Consider the following 26034-nt stretch of genomic DNA (forward strand, 5'->3'; position numbering starts at 1 on the left):
AGCGGATTAGAATGAGTAAAAAAATTGCTACTTTAATAACAGATTATTTCGAGGACACAGAATACACAGAGCCAGCAGAAGCTTTTAAACAAAAAGGATATGAATTAACAACTATTGAAACGGAAAAAGGTAAAACGGTACACGGTAAACAAGGAAAAAGTGAAGTCGTAATTGATAAAGGTATCGATGATGTTTCTCCAGAAAACTTTGATGCCCTCTTCATACCAGGCGGATTTTCCCCAGATATACTTCGTGCAGATGAACGTTTTGTTCGCTTTAGCAAAGCATTTATGGATACGAAAAAACCTGTTTTCGCTATTTGTCACGGACCTCAATTACTCATCACTGCACAAACACTTGAAGGACGCGATGTGACTGGATATAAATCCATTGCGGTCGATTTGAAAAATGCCGGCGGAAATTTTCATGACAAAGAGGTTGTCGTATGCCAAAATCAACTAGTAACAAGTAGACAACCTGAAGATATCCCAGCGTTTATTGAAGAATCATTGCGTATACTAGGATAGTTATTATAGGTTAACCAAAATAGCTGTTTAGCTACTTTGGTTAACCTTTTGATTTGTATAAAAAACAAAAAGAATCTCATTTTCAATAATCTTTTGAGACACCCTCTTTTCTTGCCCCCAAATTTCTAATCACTTTTCATAGGCATTTCTCATATAGTGAAAATGACTATACGATTCCTATCCATAAGTTAAATAATGATTTTACACATATATAAATAAAAAAAGATGGGAGCCTTAATCATGAATAACAATCCACCTTCAACGCCCCCAAATCCAACGGAAACGAATAATAATGAAGTAAGCTTACAAACGTTACGCGTTATTGGGCTTATTGTACTAATTAGTGGCTACATATTAGTAGCTCTTTCTGAAGTAGGAACGTTAAAAAATCTTTTACTACAGCCTAGTACTACTCCAAATTTAGCTGAAGTTGATCCGTTTTAAAAATTATATAAAAAGCGAGTCCAGTTCGTTCGCTTTTTATATAGTTTTACCCAATCTGAGAAACCTCTCTCTCCTCCTCATACTTCTCTTTCCCAATCGCCTTCATAAATAATAAAATACTGCTCATACCAACGATAAAGTACAGAGCACTCATGCCCCAAGATGCAAGAAATGAACCTAGCATAACACCTAATGCCCCGTTCATTTTTGCCATTTGAAAGACCATTCCGTTAATCGCCATGTATGAACCTCTTGCCTCATTCGGCACCATATCTGCCATAATAGATTGACGTACTGGTACATACATCATCTCACCTACCGTTTGGAAAAGCCCTGCAATTAATAAAATCCATAAGCTATTGCTCGTTCCGAGTATTGTAAAGCCAATTGTATAAATGAATAAACCTACATATAAGATTTTCAAATCGTTAAAACGTTTCAACATTTTAATAAGAAGCGCCGAACATAACACAACTAAAATTGTATTCTCTGCTGAAATCCAGCTCATCATTCGAATACCTGTTAAATCAAACGTAACACCATTCCAAAAGAAAAAGTGCACCGTTTCAAATTCCTGCTGCAAACGTACCCCTAAATAATTATTAACTTGAAACTCTAAAGATAATGTACATATACTTGCTGCACAAAAAATTAAAAACGCTCTATCTTTCATTACGACTTTATAACTATCCGCCATATCTTTTAATACATTTTTCTTCTCCACCGTTTTCCGTGCTACATACACTTCTTCCATATATACAGCCATCACATATAAAGTAATAACTGCAATCACTGTTAATCCGATAAACAATTGCAATCTATAGTTCTCAAATAATAATCCGCCAAATATCGCTCCAATCGCAATGGATAAATTAATTGCCCAATAGTTAATGCTGTACATCACTTTTCGATTTTCAGATGTACTCACATCAATTAACATTGCCTCTGTCGCAGGGTTCATAAGCCCAGATCCTAAACTATTCACTAACATAAACACAAATGTTAGCCACGGTGAATCTACATAATCTGAATTAGCAACTCCCATACAAGCAATGGAAATGACTTGTATACTTTGACCGATAATCATCACTTTTTTACGACCGAGTCGATCTCCAACATATCCACCGTATAAACCAATTACTAACGAAGCTATGACATTAATAAGTAGTAACGCACCAGCGATTGCACTACCTAATTTTATTGAAAAATAAATCGCCATAAATGGAAAAATCATCGTGGACACCGTGCGTGTTAAAAACGAAGTTATAATTCTAATCTTTATATTTCGATGCATACTCCAAAAACCCATTGTTTCACCCTCCTTATGCTTACTTATTTTACTTTGAAAAAAAGGAAGAAAAAGGTTAGAATATTCTAAAGAGTTTCCCCTTTTATAATAGAAGGAAGTGTATATATGAAAATTATGGACTATTACATTCGACTAAGACTACATGCACAGGATCAACAACATATACGAAATAGCTTACAAGAATTAGCGGATATTTTATATTGCAGTACGAAAAACGTAAAGATTTTATTAAAGAAAATGAGTGAGGAACAATTAATTCGTTGGACTCCAGGGCGTGGCCGTGGGAATAAAACCGAAATCCTATTTATACATAATTTCATAGAAGCGATTGAATCCTACACAGATGAACTGTTAGCGCAAGAAAAATTAAAGGATGTTTTTCTTCTTTTAAAAGAACCGCTACCTCCTGCACTTCAAAAAAAGATAGAGAATAAACTACATCATCATTTTGGATACGAACCTTCAAATGATATGTATGACATATTAAAGATTCCTATATCGAGAAAAATCTTCCCATTAGATCCGGCCTTTGTCGCTGTAACTACAGAGAGCCATCTTACGAGTCAAATTTTTGACACGTTAGTCGTTTATAACGATGTTACTGAAAAAATGGAACCACACATTGCGCATACGTGGGAATTAAGTGAAGACGGGCTGACGTGGACCTTTTATTTACGAAAGGATATATATTTTCATAACGAAACAGTTTTAACTTCTAAAGATGTACAATTTTCATTTGAACGATTAAAGCAAGTTCACTCTCCTTTCGAATGGTTAACAGAAGAAATTGTTCAAATTGAAACACCATCACCACTGCAAATTCGATTCCATTTAGCAAAACCAAATCTATTTTTCTTACACTATGTAAGTTCCATACAACTAGCAATTTTGCCGCGTGATGCTAGTATTCAAAATCACCATTATATAGGTACTGGACCTTTCAAACTTGCTCATTACTCTGAAGATAATATCATACTCGAGGCGTTCACCCATTATTTTAAAGAGCGCGCGTTATTAGACCGTATTGAATTTTGGGGTATTCCTGATCATGTACAAATAGATGCTGATTATGAACTACCAAATGAAGAGGAAAATGAAAGGCATGATATACAAATAGAAGAAATAGGCTGTATTTATGCTGGCTTCAACTTTACAAAACCCGGCCCTCATCACGACATGTACTTTAGAAAAGCTTGGAGAGAACTATATGACGTTGAAACGATACTTCGTAGCATAGAGGGTAGACGGACAATTGCTGCATCAAGCTTTTTCCCTGAAAGAAGCCGCCAAGCTACTAAAAGGTCCTACTCTTTAAAAAAAGCGAAAGAGTATTTAAAAAAGAGCACCTATAACGGCGAAACGATTCATATTTATTTCTTCGCATTTAAAGATAGTGCAAATGACGCATATTTCCTAAAAGAACGTTGCGAACAATTAGGAATACACGTAGAACTTCACCCATTTCTCGTTTCAGATTATATGGATCGTTCTATCGATACACATGCCGATATTATTTTTATGGGAGAAGTATTTGCTGCCGATCATGAACTCGCATTCTTAAATGTATTTAAAAATAAAAGTTGCTTCGTAAATCGGTTCATGGACCCGCACTATGAAAAACAAATTAACTGTTTACTTGATACATTTTTATTAGAGGAAAATAAAGAAAAACGCTATGAACTCATGTATGAAATCGAAGAATTTTTACAAGCAGATAACATCATTTTATTTAACTATCACGTTTTAAAAAGAAAAACATATCCTTCTTCTTTAAAGAACGTAACAATTGATTCATTCGGCTGGGCAAATTTTGCGAAGTTATGGATACAGCCATCCCCGCATTAAATACGGGGATGGCTGTAATTATTGCATGACTTCTTCTAAATGATTCTTCAAGTTCTCTAAATACGTATCAATTGTAGGATTCTTCACCACATCATAACAAGCAAAGCTCTTTAACGGACTCATGCCAAGAAACTTTTGTACGCGATGTAAGTGACTAAGCGCTGATTCTAAACTTTCCCCTTCAAAGAACTTCGTCTTATCTCCAAATGCTTTCTCCGGTGCGTTCCAAGTTGTAGAAAACATATACTCTTTCTCTTTTAATAAACCACCAGTTCCATATTCATCTGCACCTTTAAAGAACAAACCATATTCATACACTTCATCCATATACGTTTTAAATAACCCAGGTACACTAAACCAGTAAATCGGCGTTTGATAAATCACAACATCAGCCCATAAAAACTTCTCTTGTTCTTCTTTAATACTATAGCCATCTTGAATCGTTGTTGTTTTCACATGATGCTTCTCACTTAATACCGTTACCATATAATCAACTAACGTTCTATTTAATCTTCCTTCTTTCGTACCATATTTTTCATGTCCATTTATAATAAATATATTTTTCATCGCTTTTCTCTCCCCTATTTTATCCCGCCTTAACGGGCAGTAAGACCCCCACCTCAAAATTCAGCGAAAGCAAAGAAATTAGGTGGGGGTTAACTGCCCGTAAAAGCCCGATTGGTTCAACTAATAATCAGTGGGGATGCCCCCACCCACTGATTAAAGTTTCACTTTATTCCTCAGCTATTAACTCAAGTTGTTGTTTCAACGTAAGTTTATCTTCTAAATGCCAATCCTCCGTTATCTTTCCGTCTTTCACATGTAAAATATCAATGGCAAAAAAATTGATTTTCTTATCCTTGTGCGTTCCTGTAAAAGAAAGACGAGCTGTTACTTTATCACCAACGACTAATAAATCTTCAATCTCGCAATGTATATTAGGAACAACTTTACGAAAATTTTGCGCTGCAAACTTTAATCCTTCCGTGCCTTGTGGTCGCCCTTTCGGCAATGTATGATCGAAAAATTTTTCAGTAACAGTTTGCGGAATAAGCTCCTCTTTACCTGTATCCCAAAATGCATAAAAACGCTGCGCTGCATGAACCATTTCTGTCGCTTCTTTTTGACTTAGTGAGGGATCAATTGTCATCGCTTTTGGCTTTGGCATTTCTTTTAATAACTGGACTTCCGTTTTTTCTTCCACGCCGCATGCTACAAGTACAATACAAACAACAAACAAACTAAGAAATCTAAACAAATTTTTCACCCACATGAAAATCACCTCCTCTTCATCTAAACCCTTTGTATTTCGTATTGCTATTGTATATATACTAACTTCCTTTATGGAAGTAGTGATATTTTTTTCATATAGTTACCAAAAGTATATTTTTGTGATACTATAAAGCAAATTCACCCAAAAAAATTTTATGGAGGCTAGTTCCATGAACAATATAGATCCAGTTGAATTAACGAAAGGTTTACCTGGCATACCTTGTCCCATCGCTAAAACCCTTGACGTAATTCGTACAAAATGGACGTTTTTAATCATTCGTGATCTTCTTATCGAAGGAACATTACGATTTAGTGACTTACAAAAATCAATGGACGGGATTAGTCCAAAAACATTATCGCTTCGACTAAAAGAATTAGAATCTCAAGGCATTATAACGAGAAAAGTATATCCAGAAGTTCCTCCTCGTGTGGAGTACACATTAACGGATAAAGGAAAGCAATTAGAGGGGATTTTCATTGAATTAAAACGGTTTGGATTAAGTTTATAAAACAAGAAACCCCTTACCGTCGTAAGGGGTTTTATTACTTCGCAAAACTTTCAGCTAGCTGTTTCTCTCTCCACATAAATGTAATAGCGAGACCAACTATTAAAACAACTCCTGAAAATGCATATGGATAATGAATATTCATATCAAATAATATGCCACCCATCGCTGGCCCTGCTATATTTCCTAAACTCGTATAAGTCGAGTTCATACCAGCAACGAATCCTTGCTCTTTTCCAGCTGCTTTTGATAAAAACGTCGTTAAAGCAGGACGAAGTAAATCAAATGCTAGGAAAATGAAGCACGTGACAAGAAGGACAATCCAATAATTAAAGACTACAGTTGAAACAAACGCTAATACTGCACCTACAATTAAACATATTTGAATTAACACTTTTTCACCGAATATATCAACCAATTTACCAAACATAAATACTTGCACAACTACCCCAAAGATCGAACTAATTGTAATAATTGCCGCAATATCTTTCGGTGTGAATCCAAATTTATGATCAGAGAACAGACTAAAAACAGTTTCATACGCTGATAATCCGAATGCGAGTACAAATACGATAATAAATGCAATTGCATACATTGGATGTAATGATTTCTTTAAATCACCAATAAAACTCGATTCTTTCGTGTTAGCAGAAATCTCTGCAAGCTCTTCTTTCGTTAACGGCTCTTTTAAAATAAATATCGAAATGACACATGCTATAAAAGCAATTGCTGCAGCTACAAAGAACGGCACACGTATACCGTATTCCGCAATAAATCCGCCAATTCCGGGCCCTATAATAAACCCAGTACTAATTGCTGCAGATAAATATCCCATCGCCTTTGGACGTTCTTGCATAGAGGTAATATCAGCAACATATGCCGTAACACCAGGCATAACAAACGCAGCACTAATTCCACCTAACACCCGTGCCACATAAAGCATCCACACATCTTTTCCTAATCCAAAAAGAAGTTCTGAAACACCAAAAATAAATAAGCCAATAATGATTATTTTCTTTCTACCGTAAAGATCGACCCACCGGCCTGTAATAGGTGACGAAATGAGCTGAGCCATTGCAAACACTGCAACGAGGTAACCCATCGTCTTTCCTGTTAAATGCATGTCATTCATAAAGGACGGCATAACTGGAATGATTAATCCAATCCCTAAAAAAGCGATAAATATATTACTCAAAAGAATGACCAGTACCATCTTTTGTTCTTTTATCGGTTTCTTCACTTTTAACACCTCTTCCCGTAAGCTCCTCTCAAAAAATAATGCCCAAGAAGCTTTTTCTTTATCCTGCTATTTGTGGGCTAATTATGAGTAGAGATGCCTCCACTCATTAGAATTTCACTCTATCCTTCCACACATACATAAGTATTAGGTGAATGACTATCATTCATTTTTCCTCAAAAATGAACCTACCTTCTCAGACAGGTTCATCTTACTACTTCTTTATATGTAGTGCATGTGTTAAAAAATCTAGTACTTCTGCCTTTTGTAGCTCGACTTGCTCATCATCTTTATGATCATATAAATAAACTTGTTCCGCTGCGGATTCAACTAAAGCGATAAATAACTTCGCTGTTCGCTCTGCGTGAACCGAATCACGAATTTCACCAGCTTCTTTCGCCCCACTTAAAAATTCACTTAGCCACATATAAAGAGGCTCATACACAGCTTCCCATTCTTTTATATGTTCTGTAGATGCAAGACCTGCATACATTAAAGCTTGTATTTCACGATATTCCGCTATGAAGTGAAACACCGCATCTATTACTTGTGTAACTTTACTTGAAAAAGGCGCATCGTTTTGCACTTTTTCTTTCACTGCAAGGATCATCTTCTCAACCATCACTTCTGCTATTGCAGGCATAACAGATAACTTAGAAGGAAAATATAAATAGAAAGTTCCTTGTGCAATGCCAGCCAATTTCACAATATCAGAAATCTTCGTTTTTTCAACGCCTTTTTCCTGAAACACTTCAATAGCTGCATAGACAATTTTCTCTTTTTTATTCATCATCTGAACCCTTTCACACGCGTATTGAATGACTGTCACTCATTTTATAAAATAACTAGCTGTACTGTCAATTATCGTGTACTTTTTATAACAAAAATCTCCTAACGACTTGTTAGGAGATACAGTATATCTTTACGAAAGAGCTTTTAATCCTGTCACGCCGCATACAATAAGAGCCACACTAATGATACGTGCTTTACTTTTCGACTCACCAAACAGGAACATGTTTAATAAAACGGCACCTGCTGTTCCAATACCAATCCAAACCGCATACGCGACACTGACTTGTAAGAATAAGAAAGATGTATACAAGAATGCGAAGGATGTAGCAAACCCGCCTATATAAAGTGCTCCATTTGCTAACGTTTTATCTTTACTATACATTTTTAGACCGATCACACCGACTATTTCACTAATTGCAGCGCAAAATACGAAAAACCAACCCATTTTTAAGCAGCTCCTTCCACAGTTTCTTCCTTATTATCAGCTAGCTTTAAACCGATAACGCCAGCTACAACCATTACGATAAAGAATAATTTCCCTATACTGAAACTTCCGCCGAAAAGGAATACATCCATTAAGAAAGTACCTACCGTACCAGCTCCGGCGAAAATGGCATATACAGTCCCTGTTGCAAGATGCTCACACGCTTTAGAAAGGAAGTGAAAATCAACAGCGATAACGCCTAAAATAATAATCCAATGCCACCAAGTATCGGCCGTATTAAAACCAAACACCCAAAAAATTTCAAAGATACATGTTAATATGACATATAACCAAGCTCTATTCTTCATACCTCTCACCTCTCATGACTGACTATCAGTCATTTTTGTTTTAAAAAAAATATACTCCTTCATCACTACTATATAAACAACTATCATCCTCATTTACCATTTATATTTGTTCCGTTTCTAAGTAAAATACATCCCGTCACAGAAAATGACTGAATGTCATTCATAAGTATTGTACATGAATATTTTAAAAACTGTCAATGCCAAAAGTTTATTTAAAATTTATTTCATCCGATTTGTATATTTCCTAATAATCTGTCAATACTGCTAGTAACATAATATTTTCTCCACTCCCCCTTGGAGAGATCCCTTTCATAGAGCAGTTAGCGTTTGCTAGCTGCTCTTTTTATTTTCCAACGAGGCTTTGTATGCAATAATCTTATTCTCCAGCATCTTTTCTGTAATGACTAAGTTTTCTCTTTGAATCTGAATAGATTTCCTATGATCTTCTAGGAGCTGTAAACGAGCTTCGGTTGTATGCTCCCCTTCTAAATATAACCTAGCGTATTCTCTTATTTTCGCTATTGGCATTTGCGTTTGTTTTAATTTCATGACAAACTGCAACCACTTTATATGTGACTCTTCATAAAGTCGATTCCCATTTGTATCGCGATTTGCAATTAATATATTTTCCTTTTCATAATAACGTAGTGTATGTGTGCTCACTCCTAATAATTTAGCTACCGCACTAATTGTGTACATACTCTAACTCCTTCCACGTGCTTACCTTTACATATTTTATGATCCTATCAAATTTATAAAAAAACATTTGACTTAGAGTATACTCTAACAAATACACTCTAACCATAATACATTTATTTGAACTTAGGGGGATTTTAGATGAAATACACTGTTATTACTGGAGCAAGTTCTGGAATTGGCTATGAATCAGCTTTAGCCTTTGCATCTCGCGGAAAGAACTTAATACTTGTAGCTCGAAGACAAGAAGAATTAGACGGATTAAAATTAAAAATTAACGAAATGAATCCAGAATTGGATATTGTCATTCGAAGAACGGATTTATCTATTACGGAAAATGTTTATAAGCTTTATGAAAGCCTGCAAGCCTTTCAAATTGAAACGTGGATTAACAACGCTGGTTTTGGTAATTTCGCCTCAATTGCTGAACAAAATTTAAATAAAATTGAAACGATGTTACATGTAAATATAGAAGCATTAACAATACTCTCTTCCCTTTTCGTTCGAGAATACTCAATGGTTGCTGGCACACAACTTATTAACGTTTCATCAGGCGGTGGATACACAATCGTTGCTGATGCTGTTACGTATTGCGCTACGAAATTCTATGTAAGTGCATTTACAGAAGGTTTATCTCACGAATTGAAAGAACAAGGTGCAAAACTGCAAGCAAAGGTTTTAGCACCTGGGGCAACTGAAACAGAATTTGCAAAACGTTCATTTGATATTGATGAGTTCGAATACGATAATGTTGTACCGAAATTCCACACTGCAAAACAAATGGCACAATTTATGCTTGACCTTTACGACAGTGATAAAGTTGTAGGGCTTGTCGATGGTTCTACTTATAACTATGAGCTTAAAAATCCCATTTTTAATTTTGCAGTAAGAAAAACGAATTCAAGCTCTTAATTCCTCCTAAAATATAGAGTCCCACTCTTACGTAAATAATAGTGGGACTTTTTTCCCACTAAAAATTTCACCCAACATACCGAATCATCGCTACTTCATCACAATAATCTACCTTTGGACAATGTCTACAATCAATCCATACTTTTTCTGGTAAAGCCTCTCTATTCACAAAATCAAAACCGCACTTTTGAAAAAATTCCGTTTCATATGTTAAAGAAATGACTCTGCTCACTTTTATTTTCGCTGCCTCATTTATTACATGGTTCACTAGCATACGCCCGATTCCTTTTCCTGCATATGTATGCGACACGACTAATGACCGAACTTCTGCAAGATCCTCCCCTAACACATGTAAACCAGCAACTCCAACGATTTCTTCCCCTTCTTTCATAACATATAAACATTGTAAATATTGATAGAGAGATAAAAGAGAACGCGGTAAAACCACTCCCTCTTTTGCATAAGCTTCAATGAGACTATAAATTTCCTTCACATCACTCGTAACTGCATTAAAGATTTTCATATTCTATCCCCTTGCCCCCGATATTAATATTTATAAACCTTAATGAATTTTAATACATAATTTTATATAATAATACATCTCTCCTTTCTCCTCGTCAATCACTTTATACAAACAAAAAACCAAGCAATCTAATCGATGCTTGGTTCCTCATTCCGTATCGGTAATACCGTCGAATATTTAATTTCACGAAGTGCTAAACTCGTCTGTATCCTTGTAATACCAAGCTTATTCAGCTTTCGAATAAACTGCTCTAACTCTTTACGATCACGATTTGCAACCTTTAATAAATAATCATACTCTCCTGTTAAACAGTGACATTCTAACACTTCCGGCATCGCTTCTAATTCTTTTTCCAACACGTCAAGTTTATCCGATTTATGAATATTCGTACTCATGAAAATGAAGCATAACAAATCAAAACCAAGCTTTTCTTGATTTAAAATGGCTACTTGTTTATCAATGAAACCTTCTCCATCTAATCTTTTTATTCTCGCATGCATCGCAGCTGGTGATAAATTAACGCGTCGCGCAAGCTCTGCATTACTTACTTGTGACTCCTTCTGCAATATATCTAAAATTTGTACGTCCAAATCATCCAACACTTTAATAACTGACGACTCCATTACAATTCCCCCTTTTTCTTACCGATGATTATTCGAAAAAACACCTTACAACTTATATAAAACTGAATATCATTTCGCAAATACTATATAAAACAAAATATTTTATCGACTTTTGTTCATTATACAAAAGAATATATTACACACAGAAGAAAAATGCTAAAATTATTTACAATTCACATTGATTATAACAAAGGGGATTTTAATATGCCTTATTTTTATGTCTTTTTACTATTACTAACGAGCTTATTATGGGGGGGAAATTTTGTCGTTGGAAAGTCACTCGTTGATCATGCGTCTCCAATGACACTTACAAGTTTAAGATGGATGATTGCGATTGTTTGTTTATTACCGATGGTATGGTTTAAAGAAAAGAAAATCATTCCGCCTCGTGCGGCAATACTGCCGTTAATATTAATGGGGATTTCAGGGGTCGCTCTTTTTAACATCTTTCAGTTTTTAGCACTAGAAAAAACATCCGCAACGAATGTAGGACTTATTTCTACATTAAATGCGATTTCAATTGCGCTATTTTCAGTATTATTTCTAAAAGAAAAAATAAATTCTCTTCAAATTCTATCCATGATTCTTTCCTTCTTTGGAGTTATTCTTGTCCTATTAAAAGGTAACTTTTCTCTTTTATTTTCACTACATTTTAATAGCGGAGATTTATGGATGATTGCGGCTGTTTGTATTTGGGGAGTCTATTCTGTTTGTAGTAAATGGGCAACAAAAACAACGACACCACTTATGGCAACATTATACTCTGGTATTTTCGGAGTTATTTTATTATTACCCTTTAATATAGGGAGCTTCACTGTTACAAATATAAATGCTTCTTTCCTAACATCTCTTTTATATACAGGACTTATTTCTACCGTCCTATGCATGGTGTTTTGGAATATTGGCGTACAAAAATTAGGAGCTACTACATCCGGGATTTTTCTAAACTTCAATCCAATTTTCACAGCCATTTTAGCATTCCTTTTCCTCGGTGAAGAACTAACATGGATACAAATTGTAGGAACAATGATCGTTGTAACAGGATGTTATTTATTTTCTCATTTCAAAACGGTTGCAATTCAGCCAACTAGAGCTTTCATGCGAAAGCATTCTTAATGAAAAAACATCGTCACCCGAGTGGCGATGTTTTTATTTACCTTTCATTTCTTTCACATACTGCTTTTCTTCTTCTGGCGATAAACGTTCTGTTGCCTTTCCAGTATCACCACCTTGAATTTCCCATAAAAAGTTATGCTCCTCAACCGTTTGTGAAAAATCCCCTTTCTCCCAGCGCTCTAAAGTGGCAAGCAGCTTTGATTTATATTTAAAATTTGTATTACTTTCTACTGCCTTCTTCGCACTAACAATTTCCTTATTTGTCATTTCAATAAATCCCCATTTTTCAGAGGATTTCACTTTTTGATGTACCATCCTATGCATGGTAGAAATAATTTCATCCTCACTAAATTGTGGCTTTTCTTCTGCAACTTTCTTGTCCTGTTGGCTCATTACTTTTTGTGTTTTAAGACTCTTCTCCTCTTCCTCTATATAATTAAAAAGTTTAGTAACACCGAATACAGCTCCTATCGCAATTACAATCATTGTAATTGCCCCTATTATCCATTTTTTCATATTCTGTACTCCCCATTCTCCTAATAATCACATAAACAAATGGAATCGCCTGCGCACAGTCGATTCCATTTGTTTCCTTATTTCATTTTAAACCTTCATTGCTTCTCGTACAATATAACTATCCACATATTGCTTGAATTTTACGATTTTTCCGTCCTCCAGTTGCCATACATGAACGAAATCTGCTTCAAATGATTTTCCCGTTTCTTTATAAACCCCTGAATAAACACCTTCAGCAATAATTACATCTTTTCCTTTTACTTCATGGTACATATTTACACTCGCTTTATAATCATCCCATTCTGATCCTAATCGGCTAAACACCTTTTTCATTATTGCTTCTACACCTATATAAGTTCCCCCGTATGGGAATCCTGCTGCCTCTGTCCATTCTACTTTTTCAGAGAGGGCTTCCGCTAAATGTTTTGCATTTGAAGAAGCTGATCCTTCATATGTACTTTGAATCACTTCTAAATTTGATTTAGGCATATTACTTCCTCCCGTTCTATTTATCTTTTACACAAGGTGTAACCAAAAACATTACATCTTGTGTAAAAAAATATTTAAATTGTTTTATTCTTAACTCAAACGCTGTAATCATTATAGTTACAATAATGATTCAAGTCAACAATTTATAAATAAGTTTACTTCGTTTTCATTACTTTCTCTTTTAAGAAACGATCTACATACCCTTCTGCTTTGACAACGAATAAATATGCACCCATTGCTAGTAATGCAAGATCTAATTCATATCCTGGATTCTTTCCATCTCCTAATAAACCTGCTGCTCCATTTACCTTTACGATAGCTCCAGCTAAAATAAGAGCGAATAACAATCCTACATATCTTACGCCTAAACCGATAATTAATAATATACCACCAACTAATTCAACTGTTGCTACGCCGTATGCAAGACCACCTGGTAAGCCGATGCTTGTAAACCATCCTGCTACGTTATCGATACCTGATTGAAACTTCGCTAAACCGTGCGCAAAGAATGTCACTCCTAACACGATACGAATAATTAAATTCCCAATATATTGGTTCATTTTGAACTCTCCTTTTTGTTTTGTTATGGTGAACTTTTATTTACAAGTCAAAACAATACGGTATTTTATTTCATTCGTCAAATACTTTTTTTAAGAAAACAAAAAACATTATCCCTTTTACGGATAATGTTTTCCTACAGAATAGTGCTAATTCAGGCTTTTACTCTATTGCACAAAAAAGTTGAAACATTTTTCCAGCGCCAACATACGGCAATAAAGACAAGTCCTCTTCTACAACCATCCCAACAACATTCACCTTCTCATCTTTAGGCAAATCATGCGTAGCAACTTGCATCTCTCCTGCATATCTACCGTACAATTCATTATCAATTGTAATGCTGCCTTTCTTTCTTGCAATTGTATGCATTGGCTGTAACACGACTTTATTTTCTTCTCGTGATTCTACAGAACGAATGACATCACGCGCTGGATCTAGTCTATTTGTATGCACTTGTTCTACCATTTTTAATACTTCACTTTTCTCTATCAATGGCTCATACCGCAGCGGAATAATTCCTCTACTCGCACTCGCTATCTCTTGTACACTTTCTATACTTCCGCTTATATCCCCGATTAACACCTTATCGACACCACAATCTTGTACAAGTTCTAAGTACGCTTCAAGCGGGCGCATATTGCGGTGCTTTTCTAACGTTGGTAAACCTTCACATAGCGGACCACGTTTTTCACCATCTCCCGGAATAAATGCCATCGTTTTTATTCCGCACTCATGTAAGTATTCGTTTTGTTTTTGTAAGAATGATTTTGCTAGTCCTGTTTCTGGGCGCGGGTAAAAATTATGCCACGCTTCTACATTCTCTACCTTTATATGTTCTATGATTAACTCTTTCCAAAATGAATCTGTAATCGTGCTCGCATTTAAAGCTACTTTCATCTTGTGAGATACGCGTGCGATTTCTTTTGGCGCAATCCCGTAGTCCATTCTTAAGCCTGTAATGCCCCAGTCCAATAGCTCCTCCACATTTTCATACGTCATCCCTAAATGGTGTAACGATTTTGGAGAAACATCGACCATTAATTCCATTTCATATTTGAGAGCTTGTTTCCCAAGTATTTGAATTAACTCTTTATACGTACCAGGGTCATCTTCAGGAATGTGCAATGATGTAAAAATAGATGAAAACCCGTTTTCCTTCGCTACTTTTAGCCACTCTTCTTGCTTCTTTACTCGTTCTTTTGCAAGGTAAATTGAAACTCCGATCATATGAATCTCCCTTTCTATGAATAGAAAAAGAGAAAGGAATCCCTTTCTCTATATGTTTTCTGCCATTTCTTCTTTAAATCCGAAGAAGTACGTAAAGATGAATCCAAAAGTATATGCCACTACTAATCCAAGGAAATATAGTAAATATTTATTATCAGCAATTAACGGAATTAATGATAATCCTGATACGCCAATTCCAAGTGCGGCTGTTTTCATAACTGCTTGGAATGCACCGCCAACTGCTGCTCCTAAACAAGCTGTAAGAAACGGTTTCCCAAGTGGTAATGTAACCCCGTATAATAACGGTTCGCCAATTCCTAAAAAGCCAACTGGTAATGCACCTTTAATTACGTTACGAAGTCGTTTGTTTTTTGTTTTCACATAGATGGCAATCGCTGCTCCTACTTGCCCAGCTCCAGCCATTGCGAGTACTGGTAATAAAGGTGTTACGTGCGTTTGATTAATAAACTCCATATGAATTGGTGTTAAACCATGATGCAAACCGACCATAACGAGTGGTAAAAATGTTCCCGCAAGCACTGCTCCAGCAAATGCTCCACCAATACTTAAAATACCATTAATGCCGCTTGTAATTCCTTCAGATAAGAAACCTGCTACCGGCTGAATCGCTAACATCGTTACGATACTCACCACTAACACAGTAATAAGCGGCGTTATAATAATATCAACTGCATTTGGCACTGCTTTTCGAACTTGTCTTTCCACTACAACCATAAGCCATGCTGCAAAAATAACGGCAAATAATCCGCCCCGTCCAGGTACGAGCGCTTCACCGAATAATTTTACGTTCGCCATCGCTGGATTAAAAATTAAAATACCAGCAATTGCTCCAAGAACCGGTGTCCCGCCAAATTCTTTCGCTGTATTCCAGCCGACTAAAATTCCTAAGAATGTAAAGATACCCCCGCCAATAAGTAATAACATTTGTAGCCACGTTGCATTCGGATCAGCACCTGCGTTTTTCGCAAAGTTAGCGACCCCGTTTATAATACCTGACGCCACAAGACCAGGAATTAACGGAATGAAAATACTTCCTATTTTTCTTAAAAAGTTTTTCACTGGTGTATTATTTTTCTTCTTAATCTCTGACTTCATTTCTTGCCCAAGGTCTTCAAGGTGATAATCTGCCACCTCACCAATTCGCAGTCCTGTTAAACCTTCCATTTCAGCTGCTACTTTATTTACTGTCCCAGGTCCAACAACGACTTGAAGCGTCTCATCTTCAATAACGCCCATAACCCCTTCAACCTTTTTCAAAAGGTCCATATTCACTTTACTTTCATCATGAAGCGTTAATCGTAGTCTCGTCATACAATGAGCAATGCCACGAATATTCTTTACTCCCCCAAGTTGCTCTGAAATTTCTCTGGCCATTCTCTCTTCTTTCTTCATAATAGAATCCCCCTCCCTATTATTTTATAGTGCCTTCTTCACAAACCCTTTCGCTTCTTTTAATTTCTTCAGTGCTTCCCCATACTCACACTGCAATAACACCATAACAATCGCAGCTTTCACATTACGTTCTGCTTTTTCATAATACTCCGCTGCTACTTCATAACTAACCCCTGTTGCTTCCACAATAATCCGTTTTGATCGTTCTACTAATTTTTCATTTGTAGATTGCACATCTACCATTAAGTTTTTATATACTTTCCCAACACCAATCATAGATGCTGTTGAAATCATATTGAGTACTAGTTTTTGCGCTGTACCAGCTTTCAAACGCGTTGATCCTGTTAAAATTTCTGCACCTGTTTCTACTTCCACGTTTAGTTTTGCATATTTACTTATTTCAGCATTTTTATTACAGGAGATACTAGCTGTACTCGCTCCTACGCTATTCGCATACTTCAAGCCGCCAATAACATAAGGAGTTCGACCACTTGCTGCAATTCCAATCACTGTATCTTTCTCATTTAATCCAATACTTTTTAAATCTTCTTCTGCTAACTCTTCGCGGTCTTCTGCACCTTCTACCGCTTTAGTAAACGCTTTCAATCCACCTGCTATAAATCCTTGCACCATTTTATCATCTGTACCAAATGTCGGCGGACATTCCACTGCGTCCAAAATACCTAAACGGCCACTCGTACCAGCCCCAATGTAAATTAATCGGCCCTCTTCTTCAAAAGACTGAATAACAGCCCCTACAACCTTTTCAATTTCTTCTATTTCATTTTCAACCGCTAACGCAACAGTTCGATCTTCTTCATTCATACTTTGCAACACTTCTTTTATGCTCATCTCATCTAAATTCATCGTCTTCTCATTACGATGTTCTGTCGATAAATTTTCTAACATATTACCACCTACTTTGAAATTTAATTTCATACTTTTATTATAACTTTAAGAAATTTAAAATCAATATTACTTTATTATTTTATGAAATTTAATTTCTTTTCATGACGAATTTATCCCACTTTAACTGGCAGTAAGACCCCCACCTCAAATTAAGCGAAAGCAAAGAAGATAGGTGGGGGATCAACTGCCTGTAAAAGTCCGATTGGTTCAACTAATAATAAGTGGGGATGCCCCCCACTTATTAAAGTTTCACTTTATGTCGGTACGAAAAAAAGATGGGTTTCCCCATCTTCTCATTTCAGCTTCCGTAATCGCAAAGCTTCTTCTCTTGTTTCCATAAATTGATCCAGTACTTTATTACCAATGCGATTAAAGGTAATGACATATAGAGCATCTATCATGTTCAATTGCGTCATTCTTGAAGCAATACTTGCAATACGATGATCTTGTTCTACATCTGGCATACAAAGGCGAATATCCGCCTCTTTATATAACGGTGATGATTGATCAAGCTTTGTAATCGCAATAACTGTTGCACCTTGTCTCTTCGCATATTGCGCCATTTCAAGTACATCTTTCGTACGACCAGATGTTGAAATCGCCACAAATATATCGCCTTCTTTTAAATTCGTCACAAGCGGCAACATCATATGAAAATCAGATAGCATCATCGCTGTAAATCCGAGCCTTGTAAATTTATAAGCTCCGTCCATCGCCGGGGTAGCTGATCCGCCTACTCCGTAAAAGATAATTTTATCAGCATTTACAATATGATCTGCAGCTTTTTCAAGTTCTTTTTTATCTATCGCCGTCACGCTCGCCTCAATTGCAGCTTTATTCACATACGTAACTTTATTAAACAAGTCGTACGGGCCATCTTCCGTATTCATCACTGAAAAATCATTAATATTATAATCAGCAATCGTTAATTCACGAACGAGCGCGATTTTAAATGCTTTAAAGCTCCCAATCCCAATCGATTTACAAAAGCGAACAACACTCGCCTCACTTGCGCCTGCATTCGTTGACACTTCTTTCGTCGTTAAGTTCGGAACAATCTCTGCATTCTCCATTATGTACATGGCAACCTTCTTTTCAGCTGGTGAAAATTGATCCATATTACTTTCAATTTTAAATAGTAATGTTGAAGCTTTCACTATTTAACCTCCACTTCTTACGGTTGCGTTCACTGATTTTCTCTTGCTTCAAGAAGGTAAAAACCATCATCGCCAGGAGGATGAAACACATTTACAATGCGATTCCCTTTTTGATAAACAGTTCTTTCCCCTTCTGTCCACTTCTTTTCCCAACCGTTCATCCAAATCGCAACATCAGGTAAAAAAGCAGTATATTTCAGCTTCTGATTGTACTCACCATCTGCTTCTTCCGAGAAAATAGAAACCGGAAAATCTTTCACTTTTGATTCTTTCCATGCAGTAAATGGTATGCACAATAGAAGAAGTATAATTACACCTATAATCTTTCCCTTCGTAATCTTCACACATTTTCTCCCCTCGACTTATCATATACGTAGATTTTACCATAAGTACAACCTATTCACGCTATATGACTATTGCTTTTTCCAATAAAGTGAAACTTTAATCAGTGGGGGTTTTGTTCCCCCCCCACTGATTATTAGTTGAACCAATCGGGCTTTTACGGGCAGTTGATTCCCCACCTAACTTCTTTGTTTCCGCTGAATTTTGAGGTGGGGTCTTACTGCCCGTTAATGCGGGATAAAAAAAAGCTTACCCACATCAGATAAGCTCTTCCTCTCTATACAAAATACTTCTTCAAAAGCGGCGGCGTAATAATCGTCGTCAATATAACAACAATAACAATCGCTGTGAAATTTTCTTTCGCTAATAAATTCGCCGTAAGTCCATTCGCTGCGATGATAAGCGCTACTTCACCACGCGACACCATCCCTGCACCGATACTAATAGAAGATTGCAGGTTGAATCCTGTTAGCCTTGCTCCTAAACCTGATCCAATTAACTTTGTGAAAATCGCAATAAGCGTCATGATGATAATGAACCAAAGCTGGCTTCCGATACCTTGAAATGTAATTTCCATTCCGATACTTACGAAGAACACTGGCACAAATATCGCATACGCAATCGGTTCAATTTTATGTTCTACTTCGTGCTTATATTCTGTTTGCGAAATGGCAATTCCAGCTGCAAATGCGCCAATAATACCTGCAATCCCCATCATTTCACTGTAATACGAAAAAGAGAAACAAATAATAAGAGCTGCACTAATTAATGCCTCAGTTACACGGAGCGGCACAAGCATTTTCATAATCCACGGAACAACTTTCCATGCGATAAAAACTATGCTGACGAAGAAAATAATTTTCTTTACGATAACAAGTGTTATATTCACATCTTGCGTTCCTAAAAAACTCATAACAAACGCTAATAAAATAACGACGATAACATCGTCAAATACGGCAGCACCTAAAATCGTTGTACTTTCTCTCGTATTCATTTTCCCTAAATCTCTTAGCGTTTGCACTGTAATACTAACTGACGTTGCGCAAAGTAATAAACCTAAGAAAATTGCATGAGATTGTATTAATCCAAACAGCAATCCTGTTACATAACCACCGATGAAAGGAAAAATAATTCCACCAGCCGCTACTGCAAATGATGATTTCAAATTCCGATTTAACTCTTCTAAATCTGTTTCAAGTCCAGCCATAAACATAAGTAGTAAAACACCAATTTCACTCAGTTCATCGATTAATTCGGAACTATTTATAATACCAAGTACAGCTGGACCGATAATAATTCCGATAATTAATTTACCAAGTACAGAAGGCTGGCCAAGTCTTACACTAATATCACCTGCTAATTTTGTACAAAGTAAAATGACGACAAGTTCAAAATAAAATAACATAACATCTTCTCCTACTTTAACTTTAATGAGTGGGTTTTCTCCATCTAAAGTAGATTATTAACCCTCGTCCATTCCTGCGAGTAGTTTCCCCTATTCATCCGCATTTTATTTGTCACATTTTTATTTGACAAAATATTCTGAATTATATTAAGATTAATCCAGAAATTTTAAAAAACTACATACCATAACTGTACCTCCATTTACCTACATACTCTTTTCTAGTGGGCTCATACTATATTCGCAGTTATGGAAATGAAAAACGGGGGGGAGAGTCCAAAGTGAAGTCATTATTACGAAAAAAAGCGCTTAGTACTGAATCACCACGGCAGTTAAATAGAACATTAACTGCACTTGATTTAACGTTTTTAGGAATCGGCGCCGTAATTGGGACAGGAATCTTTGTATTAACAGGTATTGTCGCAGCGAAACATTCTGGTCCTGGTATTATGCTATCATTCCTTATTGCTGCATTTACTTGTGCTTGTGTAGCCTTTTGTTATGCTGAATTTGCTTCTTCTATTCCAGTCTCAGGAAGTGTGTATACTTACGCATACATGACAGTCGGAGAAGTCGTCGCCTTTATCGTCGGCTGGTGTTTAATGCTCGAATATTTACTTGCAGTCGCAGCAGTAGCTGTCGGTTGGTCTGGTTATTTACAATCTTTACTACAAGGATTTAACATCCATCTGCCCGCCATAATCGCCTCGGCCCCTGGCGTAGGAAAAGGTGGTCTTATCGATTTACCGGCTGTTTGTATTTTACTACTCATTACGGGTCTTTTAAGTTTTGGTATACGCGAAAGCGCACGCATTAATAATATTATGGTTCTTATCAAGTTAGCTGTTATTATCGCCTTTATCGTAGCAGGTGCAAAATATGTAAAACCTGAAAATTGGACGCCGTTCATTCCATTCGGATACGACGGTATCATTACTGGAGCTGCCACTGTATTCTTCGCCTTTTTAGGCTTTGATGCAATCGCAACCGCGGCAGAAGAAACGAAAAAACCACAGCGTGATTTGCCAATTGGCATTATCGGTTCCCTTCTTATTTGTACTGTTTTATACATGATTGTATCTTTCGTTTTAACAGGTATGGTTCCGTATACACAATTAGATGTTTCCGATCCAGTTGCATTTGCCTTACATTTCGTTGGCGAAGATACAATTGCAGGACTACTTGCTGTTGGAGCGATGACTGGAATGACAACCGTTCTCTTAGTCGTTATGTATGGACAAGTTCGCGTTTCATATGCGATGAGCCGCGATGGCCTACTTCCAAAAGCATTAGCACGTGTAAATAAAAGAGTAAAAGTCCCTTTATTAAACACATGGATTACTGGTGTTGTTGCCGCTTTATTAGCAGGACTTTTAGACTTACATTTACTAGCTAATTTAGTGAACATCGGTACGTTAACAGCCTTTACATTCGTTTGCTGTGCGGTACTTATTTTACGAAAAACACACCCTGACTTAAAACGTGGATTCCGCACACCTTTCGTACCTGTATTACCAGTTGTCGCCATTCTTTGCTGTTTATATTTGATGGCTAATTTATCTAAAACGACATGGATTAGCTTTATAGCTTGGCTTATAGTCGGCTTATGCTTCTATTTCTTCTACTCTAGAAAACATAGTCATTTAGCTACTGAAAAAGCAAACGATGAACAGAAAAAAGCATAACAAAATAGCTCGCCAATAAAACGGTGAGCTATCTTTCTGTACTATTATATTTTTTCGTTAACGATTGTAAAATGAAAAATATGCCGATGCAAGCTGTAAACGATGCCCAATTTCCTATTGGCGTTGCGTATTTCATAATTCCAATACCTACAAGCACTAAGAAAATAATCACCTGATATATGAGCTTCCACTTTTGCATATATTCCCTCCTTTACTTCGTTCCCTTCTTTTTCTTCTTCCATGCATTTAAACTATCAAAGAAGAAGTTAATAAATAACGTGCCTAAACCCGCTAATAAAAACGTCATTAAAAATAGAACCCATATACTTTTCTCTTTTAAGAAATAATATCCTACAAGGAGCACAACCGCGATCCATACATATTCAAGAATTCTTTTTAGCTTTTTCTCTTCCAAATTATTCGCTCCTTTATTCTATGCTATTTTTAGTATAACAAAAAAGAAGCCTATCATGATAAGCTTCTTTCTCTTCTCTCTTATTTGTTTATGCTTTTTTCAACGAGTGAAATCGCATATTCCATCGTACGATTCATCGTTTCTACTTGTGTATCTTTTACTTTCGCATCTTTTAACACAGATTCTGCCACTGTAATTTTTTGACTCAATGATTCCACTGAACCGTCCGTTACATTTGCAGCTTGCGCTTTTTTCACTACTGCTTTTGCAGATTCAATATTCATTTGTAATTTTTCTTTCAGTGTTTTCGGTTGTTCTACTACTTTAGATTGTATAAATGTTTGATTTGCAGTTTTTAATTCATTATACGCTTGAACAATTTGTTCTCCCGTACTTGCTACATTTTCAAACACTTGTTTTGTATTATTATAGCTTTTCTCTAATTCTTGAAATGCTTCCTTTGAATATTGACCTGGCTTATCACCAAACTCATACGTACCAGCTAACACTTCTTTTACTTTTCCAATCTCTTCATATAACGCATTTACTTCCTCTAACTTTGTACGGTTAGAAAACTCATTATACGCTGCTAATACTTCTGAAGAATTTAACGCTTTACTATATAATTTCGCAAGCGCAATTTGTCCATTTAACGGAATACCACCATTTCCATTACTATCGGGATCAGCACCAAGTGCAAATGGTACGTTCGGGTGATACACTTTCCCTGTAGCTGGCTGGCTATTTACTTTTTTACCATCTACGTAAATTGCTACTTCACTTCCGTTATACGTTCCTGTTAAATGATACGTTTTGTTAGCTGCTAATTGAACCCCAACACGCTTATAGCTACCGCCAATATGAGCCCATAGTTCTACATATCCACTTCCTGTAGATTCAAAGCCAATTCCGCCGCTCTCTGTATTTTGTAAAATACCTTGCCCGCGGATTTCATTCATTGAAAATACAGTTTCTAACGTAAACGTATTTGCTACTTTTTCTTTTTGTGCTGCTGAAAACGGAAGGTATCCAAATGTATTTGCTTTTCCATTTAGCTTCATAACATTCTTTTTCAATGCTTTATCATATTCAATAGTCACATTGCCCTTAACATCACCTTTTATACCAAATGATGAATTGTCTTTAAATGTACCATCTGCAAAGTTTACATCAAAAACATCGGCCTTTGGTACTTTCACATTCGGATCAATATTATCTTTTTTCGTAGTGATCTCTGCTGTTAACGGCTGTACACTCTCATTACCGAATGAATCGATTGCAACTACTTCAAGCGTATATGTTTTCCCGCCATCTAAACCTGCAAGTGTAAATGTCAGCTCTTTCGGTACTGGATCACGATAAAACTCTGAGAATGCCAACAATTTATTTTTTATCTCACCTGTTTGCTTATCTTTAGCTTGCACACGATAAGAATGAACAAGAAGGTTGTCCAATGCTTGAGGGAATGTTACTGTTGCTGCATTTTCTGTTACATTTGATACCGATAACTTCGCATCTTTTGCAAAGTAAGGCTTTTCTTTATCACGATCTTCTACATGTGTAAATGTTTCTTTCTTTGATGGCAACTGGATTTTCCATGGTTCGCCTGTCCAAGAATTTGTATGGAAATCACGGCGATTAATCGTTACTTCTTTATCATCTACTTCTACTAATAAACCTTGACTTAATGTACTTGCTCCTGGCGGGATATTTCCTTGTACTTTCCCACCTTCCACTTCCATATAACTTACAGAAGATGTACCAATTGATGTAAAGTCTTTTTGATGAATCGATCTTGGATCATCTAACGGATAATGCGAATGCCCTGAAAACGTAATAACCTGTGGGTATTGTTTTAATACCTCATTAATTTTCGCACTATCTTTCGTTCCCCACTCTTGGCTACCATATACTGTATCTTTAATATGTTGATGTAAAAATACGAAAATCGGTTTTTCCGGATCATCTTTTTGCGCCTTTGCCATCTCTTCTTTTAACCAATTAATTTGCTTGTCTGAATAATATCCATGAGTTGTCCCGTCCTCTGGAGACATAACAAGGAAGTGATAACCCTTTACCACATTATGATAATAAATTGATTTCATACCTGTTTTTTCTAAGAAACGCTTCTGCGCTCCCTCTACAGATAAACCGTTCCAATAATCATGGTTACCAAGAGAATTCATTCGCACGGCATCTTTATTTGCATTTTCATTATACACTTGCATGAAACGATCATATTGTTGTACCGATCCTGAATCAGTAAAGTCTCCCACAATTACGAAGGCATCTTGTTTAGGTGCAAGTGTATTAAGTTGCTCGATTGCTCGTTTCCAGCGAAACGTATCATCCGTTCCACTATTTTTAATATGTACATCACTTACGACTGGAAAAACGATCTTCTTCTCACTTGGTGCCTTTTCTTGCTTCTTCTCTTCCGCTTTGACTGATGTACTCCACGGAAATGATACGAATGCTAATACAAAAACCATTAATAATCCAATAAGGCCTTTTACTTTTCGTAAAACAGTTCTTTCCACGTGAATCCTCCTCATAATAATTGATTCATTACAAGGGCTATTTTATCTAAAACATATTAATGCAGTTTAAATAACAAATGAATTTCATTAGATTTTTGTAAATATACAGTTAATTAGAAGTTAAGTCCAACATTCCTCGTACTATTGTATACAACCACCTTTTGTCTAAAAGAGTCTGGTCATTCTTTTCCTATGATGATTCACATATAATCTTTTCTATAACACTAATGATAAGTTAAGGTTTAAGCCTATTAGACAATCTTAATTTTTAACATTTCCTTCTTTTTTTAACACATCGGCCATGCTTCTACATTTAATAATAGTAAAAGACTACTTAAAAGGAGGGGTTGTATTGAAGAATAAAAAAAATATTGGCTGTTTCGCTCCTTTATCTATTATTTGCCCAAATCCCTGTCCACCGCCCTCTCCTTCAAATCCAAATTGCGAACTAGTAACAAATGAATTTGCAGGAAATTTCCTTATAACGAATAATATTATTTCCTCTGCCAAACATAAGTCACAACCAATGATACTTTGGCAAAGTGATGGAATACTACTTATATCAGGTACCGTCTCGGTTTACAATAGTACTAGCAGCACAGAAGCGGTTACAATTCAAATCGTTGGAGCAGCGACTAATGTTTTCACTGTGTTTCCTGGTAATACAATATCATACACAGGAAAAGACTTAGAATCAGTCAGGATTATCAATATACAAAGTAATCCTTCAATATATTTAGAAGGTAAGTACTGTTGCGAATTTACACGTCGCTTCTAAAATACCAAT

The 26034-nt window shown here is 36.2% G+C and carries 30 protein-coding genes; 8 read left to right on the forward strand and 22 right to left on the reverse strand.

Features of this window, described 5'->3' with window-relative positions; all coding sequences use genetic code 11:
• Positions 1 to 11 precede the first annotated feature (11 nt).
• On the forward strand, positions 12 to 527 hold the full coding sequence (locus ACZ76X_RS10025) for a type 1 glutamine amidotransferase domain-containing protein (RefSeq protein WP_042515688.1): 516 nt from the start codon (positions 12 to 14) through the stop codon (positions 525 to 527).
• A 240-nt stretch (positions 528 to 767) separates the two neighbouring features.
• The gene (locus ACZ76X_RS10030; protein ID WP_001063864.1) at positions 768 to 971 is read left to right on the forward strand and encodes a hypothetical protein; all 204 of its coding nucleotides are present in this window, start codon (positions 768 to 770) and stop codon (positions 969 to 971) included.
• 46 nt (positions 972 to 1017) lie between these two features.
• On the opposite strand, the gene ACZ76X_RS10035 is transcribed toward ACZ76X_RS10030, so the two are convergent.
• A complete protein-coding gene (locus tag ACZ76X_RS10035) occupies positions 1018 to 2280 on the reverse strand; it encodes an MDR family MFS transporter (protein WP_479850363.1) in 1263 nt (420 codons plus the stop codon).
• 84 nt (positions 2281 to 2364) lie between these two features.
• Between ACZ76X_RS10035 and ACZ76X_RS10040 the strand changes: the two genes are divergently transcribed.
• Positions 2365 to 4125, forward strand: coding sequence for an SgrR family transcriptional regulator (locus ACZ76X_RS10040; protein WP_479850443.1), 1761 nt, complete (start codon positions 2365 to 2367; stop codon positions 4123 to 4125).
• 18 nt (positions 4126 to 4143) lie between these two features.
• On the opposite strand, the gene ACZ76X_RS10045 is transcribed toward ACZ76X_RS10040, so the two are convergent.
• Entirely contained in the window at positions 4144 to 4692 is a 549-nt protein-coding gene (locus tag ACZ76X_RS10045; protein ID WP_479850364.1) for an NAD(P)H-dependent oxidoreductase, read from the reverse strand.
• Positions 4693 to 4858: 166 nt separating this feature from the next.
• Positions 4859 to 5398 (reverse strand): ester cyclase, encoded by a 540-nt coding sequence (locus tag ACZ76X_RS10050; protein ID WP_479850365.1) that lies wholly within the window; start codon positions 5396 to 5398, stop codon positions 4859 to 4861.
• Between the two features lie 169 nt (positions 5399 to 5567).
• Here ACZ76X_RS10050 and ACZ76X_RS10055 point away from each other — a divergent pair, with 169 nt between their 5' ends.
• Positions 5568 to 5906 (forward strand): winged helix-turn-helix transcriptional regulator, encoded by a 339-nt coding sequence (locus ACZ76X_RS10055; RefSeq protein ID WP_001059468.1) that lies wholly within the window; start codon positions 5568 to 5570, stop codon positions 5904 to 5906.
• Between the two features lie 34 nt (positions 5907 to 5940).
• Here ACZ76X_RS10055 and ACZ76X_RS10060 read toward each other — a convergent pair whose 3' ends face one another.
• From ACZ76X_RS10060 to ACZ76X_RS10080, 5 genes are all read right to left on the reverse strand, one after another.
• The gene (locus tag ACZ76X_RS10060) at positions 5941 to 7143 is read right to left on the reverse strand and encodes an MFS transporter (protein ID WP_479850366.1); all 1203 of its coding nucleotides are present in this window, start codon (positions 7141 to 7143) and stop codon (positions 5941 to 5943) included.
• 211 nt (positions 7144 to 7354) lie between these two features.
• Complete coding sequence (locus ACZ76X_RS10065) at positions 7355 to 7933, reverse strand: TetR/AcrR family transcriptional regulator (RefSeq protein WP_016716563.1); 579 nt, start codon at positions 7931 to 7933, stop codon at positions 7355 to 7357.
• A gap of 129 nt (positions 7934 to 8062) precedes the next feature.
• Positions 8063 to 8377 (reverse strand): DMT family transporter, encoded by a 315-nt coding sequence (locus tag ACZ76X_RS10070; RefSeq protein ID WP_000539674.1) that lies wholly within the window; start codon positions 8375 to 8377, stop codon positions 8063 to 8065.
• Positions 8378 to 8379: 2 nt separating this feature from the next.
• On the reverse strand, positions 8380 to 8724 hold the full coding sequence (locus ACZ76X_RS10075) for a DMT family transporter (protein WP_061657489.1): 345 nt from the start codon (positions 8722 to 8724) through the stop codon (positions 8380 to 8382).
• A 330-nt stretch (positions 8725 to 9054) separates the two neighbouring features.
• The gene (locus tag ACZ76X_RS10080) at positions 9055 to 9423 is read right to left on the reverse strand and encodes a MerR family transcriptional regulator (RefSeq protein WP_479850367.1); all 369 of its coding nucleotides are present in this window, start codon (positions 9421 to 9423) and stop codon (positions 9055 to 9057) included.
• Between the two features lie 138 nt (positions 9424 to 9561).
• Between ACZ76X_RS10080 and ACZ76X_RS10085 the strand changes: the two genes are divergently transcribed.
• Positions 9562 to 10332, forward strand: a complete 771-nt coding sequence (locus ACZ76X_RS10085; protein WP_479850368.1) for an SDR family NAD(P)-dependent oxidoreductase — start codon at positions 9562 to 9564, stop codon at positions 10330 to 10332.
• A gap of 67 nt (positions 10333 to 10399) precedes the next feature.
• On the opposite strand, the gene ACZ76X_RS10090 is transcribed toward ACZ76X_RS10085, so the two are convergent.
• Positions 10400 to 10855 carry an N-acetyltransferase gene (locus ACZ76X_RS10090; protein WP_063263505.1) on the reverse strand — a complete coding sequence of 152 codons (456 nt, stop codon included), beginning with the start codon at positions 10853 to 10855 and terminating at the stop codon, positions 10400 to 10402.
• Between the two features lie 128 nt (positions 10856 to 10983).
• Positions 10984 to 11478: an Lrp/AsnC family transcriptional regulator gene (locus ACZ76X_RS10095; RefSeq protein ID WP_088022884.1), complete on the reverse strand. Its 495-nt coding sequence runs from the start codon at positions 11476 to 11478 to the stop codon at positions 10984 to 10986.
• A gap of 204 nt (positions 11479 to 11682) precedes the next feature.
• On the opposite strand from ACZ76X_RS10095, the gene ACZ76X_RS10100 reads away from it, so the two are divergent.
• Entirely contained in the window at positions 11683 to 12594 is a 912-nt protein-coding gene (locus ACZ76X_RS10100; RefSeq protein ID WP_479850369.1) for a DMT family transporter, read from the forward strand.
• Positions 12595 to 12627: 33 nt separating this feature from the next.
• Here ACZ76X_RS10100 and ACZ76X_RS10105 read toward each other — a convergent pair whose 3' ends face one another.
• The 9 genes from ACZ76X_RS10105 to ACZ76X_RS10145 form a co-directional block, all read right to left on the reverse strand.
• Positions 12628 to 13110, reverse strand: coding sequence for a PRK06770 family protein (locus tag ACZ76X_RS10105; protein WP_479850370.1), 483 nt, complete (start codon positions 13108 to 13110; stop codon positions 12628 to 12630).
• Between the two features lie 87 nt (positions 13111 to 13197).
• The gene (locus tag ACZ76X_RS10110) at positions 13198 to 13599 is read right to left on the reverse strand and encodes a nuclear transport factor 2 family protein (RefSeq protein ID WP_479850371.1); all 402 of its coding nucleotides are present in this window, start codon (positions 13597 to 13599) and stop codon (positions 13198 to 13200) included.
• Positions 13600 to 13754: 155 nt separating this feature from the next.
• A complete protein-coding gene (locus tag ACZ76X_RS10115) occupies positions 13755 to 14159 on the reverse strand; it encodes a DoxX family protein (protein ID WP_001077748.1) in 405 nt (134 codons plus the stop codon).
• Positions 14160 to 14319: 160 nt separating this feature from the next.
• The gene (locus tag ACZ76X_RS10120) at positions 14320 to 15384 is read right to left on the reverse strand and encodes a DUF871 domain-containing protein (RefSeq protein WP_479850372.1); all 1065 of its coding nucleotides are present in this window, start codon (positions 15382 to 15384) and stop codon (positions 14320 to 14322) included.
• A gap of 48 nt (positions 15385 to 15432) precedes the next feature.
• Positions 15433 to 16797, reverse strand: a complete 1365-nt coding sequence (locus ACZ76X_RS10125) for a PTS transporter subunit EIIC (RefSeq protein WP_479850373.1) — start codon at positions 16795 to 16797, stop codon at positions 15433 to 15435.
• Between the two features lie 24 nt (positions 16798 to 16821).
• Positions 16822 to 17706: an N-acetylmuramic acid 6-phosphate etherase gene (murQ, locus tag ACZ76X_RS10130; RefSeq protein WP_342718283.1), complete on the reverse strand. Its 885-nt coding sequence runs from the start codon at positions 17704 to 17706 to the stop codon at positions 16822 to 16824.
• A gap of 293 nt (positions 17707 to 17999) precedes the next feature.
• A complete protein-coding gene (locus tag ACZ76X_RS10135; RefSeq protein WP_000648157.1) occupies positions 18000 to 18863 on the reverse strand; it encodes a MurR/RpiR family transcriptional regulator in 864 nt (287 codons plus the stop codon).
• 29 nt (positions 18864 to 18892) lie between these two features.
• Positions 18893 to 19207 carry an outer surface protein gene (locus ACZ76X_RS10140; RefSeq protein WP_479850374.1) on the reverse strand — a complete coding sequence of 105 codons (315 nt, stop codon included), beginning with the start codon at positions 19205 to 19207 and terminating at the stop codon, positions 18893 to 18895.
• Between the two features lie 275 nt (positions 19208 to 19482).
• Complete coding sequence (locus tag ACZ76X_RS10145) at positions 19483 to 20610, reverse strand: cation:proton antiporter (protein ID WP_000899800.1); 1128 nt, start codon at positions 20608 to 20610, stop codon at positions 19483 to 19485.
• 278 nt (positions 20611 to 20888) lie between these two features.
• On the opposite strand from ACZ76X_RS10145, the gene bcaP reads away from it, so the two are divergent.
• Positions 20889 to 22292, forward strand: a complete 1404-nt coding sequence (gene bcaP, locus ACZ76X_RS10150) for a branched-chain amino acid transporter BcaP (protein WP_098667852.1) — start codon at positions 20889 to 20891, stop codon at positions 22290 to 22292.
• Between the two features lie 28 nt (positions 22293 to 22320).
• Here bcaP and ACZ76X_RS10155 read toward each other — a convergent pair whose 3' ends face one another.
• The 3 genes from ACZ76X_RS10155 to ACZ76X_RS10165 form a co-directional block, all read right to left on the reverse strand.
• Positions 22321 to 22491, reverse strand: coding sequence for a hypothetical protein (locus tag ACZ76X_RS10155; RefSeq protein WP_479850375.1), 171 nt, complete (start codon positions 22489 to 22491; stop codon positions 22321 to 22323).
• Positions 22492 to 22503: 12 nt separating this feature from the next.
• Positions 22504 to 22707 carry a hypothetical protein gene (locus ACZ76X_RS10160; RefSeq protein WP_000391504.1) on the reverse strand — a complete coding sequence of 68 codons (204 nt, stop codon included), beginning with the start codon at positions 22705 to 22707 and terminating at the stop codon, positions 22504 to 22506.
• 80 nt (positions 22708 to 22787) lie between these two features.
• Complete coding sequence (locus tag ACZ76X_RS10165; RefSeq protein WP_479850376.1) at positions 22788 to 25247, reverse strand: LamG-like jellyroll fold domain-containing protein; 2460 nt, start codon at positions 25245 to 25247, stop codon at positions 22788 to 22790.
• 352 nt (positions 25248 to 25599) lie between these two features.
• On the opposite strand from ACZ76X_RS10165, the gene ACZ76X_RS10170 reads away from it, so the two are divergent.
• On the forward strand, positions 25600 to 26025 hold the full coding sequence (locus ACZ76X_RS10170) for an S-Ena type endospore appendage (RefSeq protein ID WP_479850377.1): 426 nt from the start codon (positions 25600 to 25602) through the stop codon (positions 26023 to 26025).
• The last annotated feature ends 9 nt before the right edge of the window (positions 26026 to 26034 follow it).

Source organism: Bacillus sp. BC05(2025), assembly GCF_056725905.1.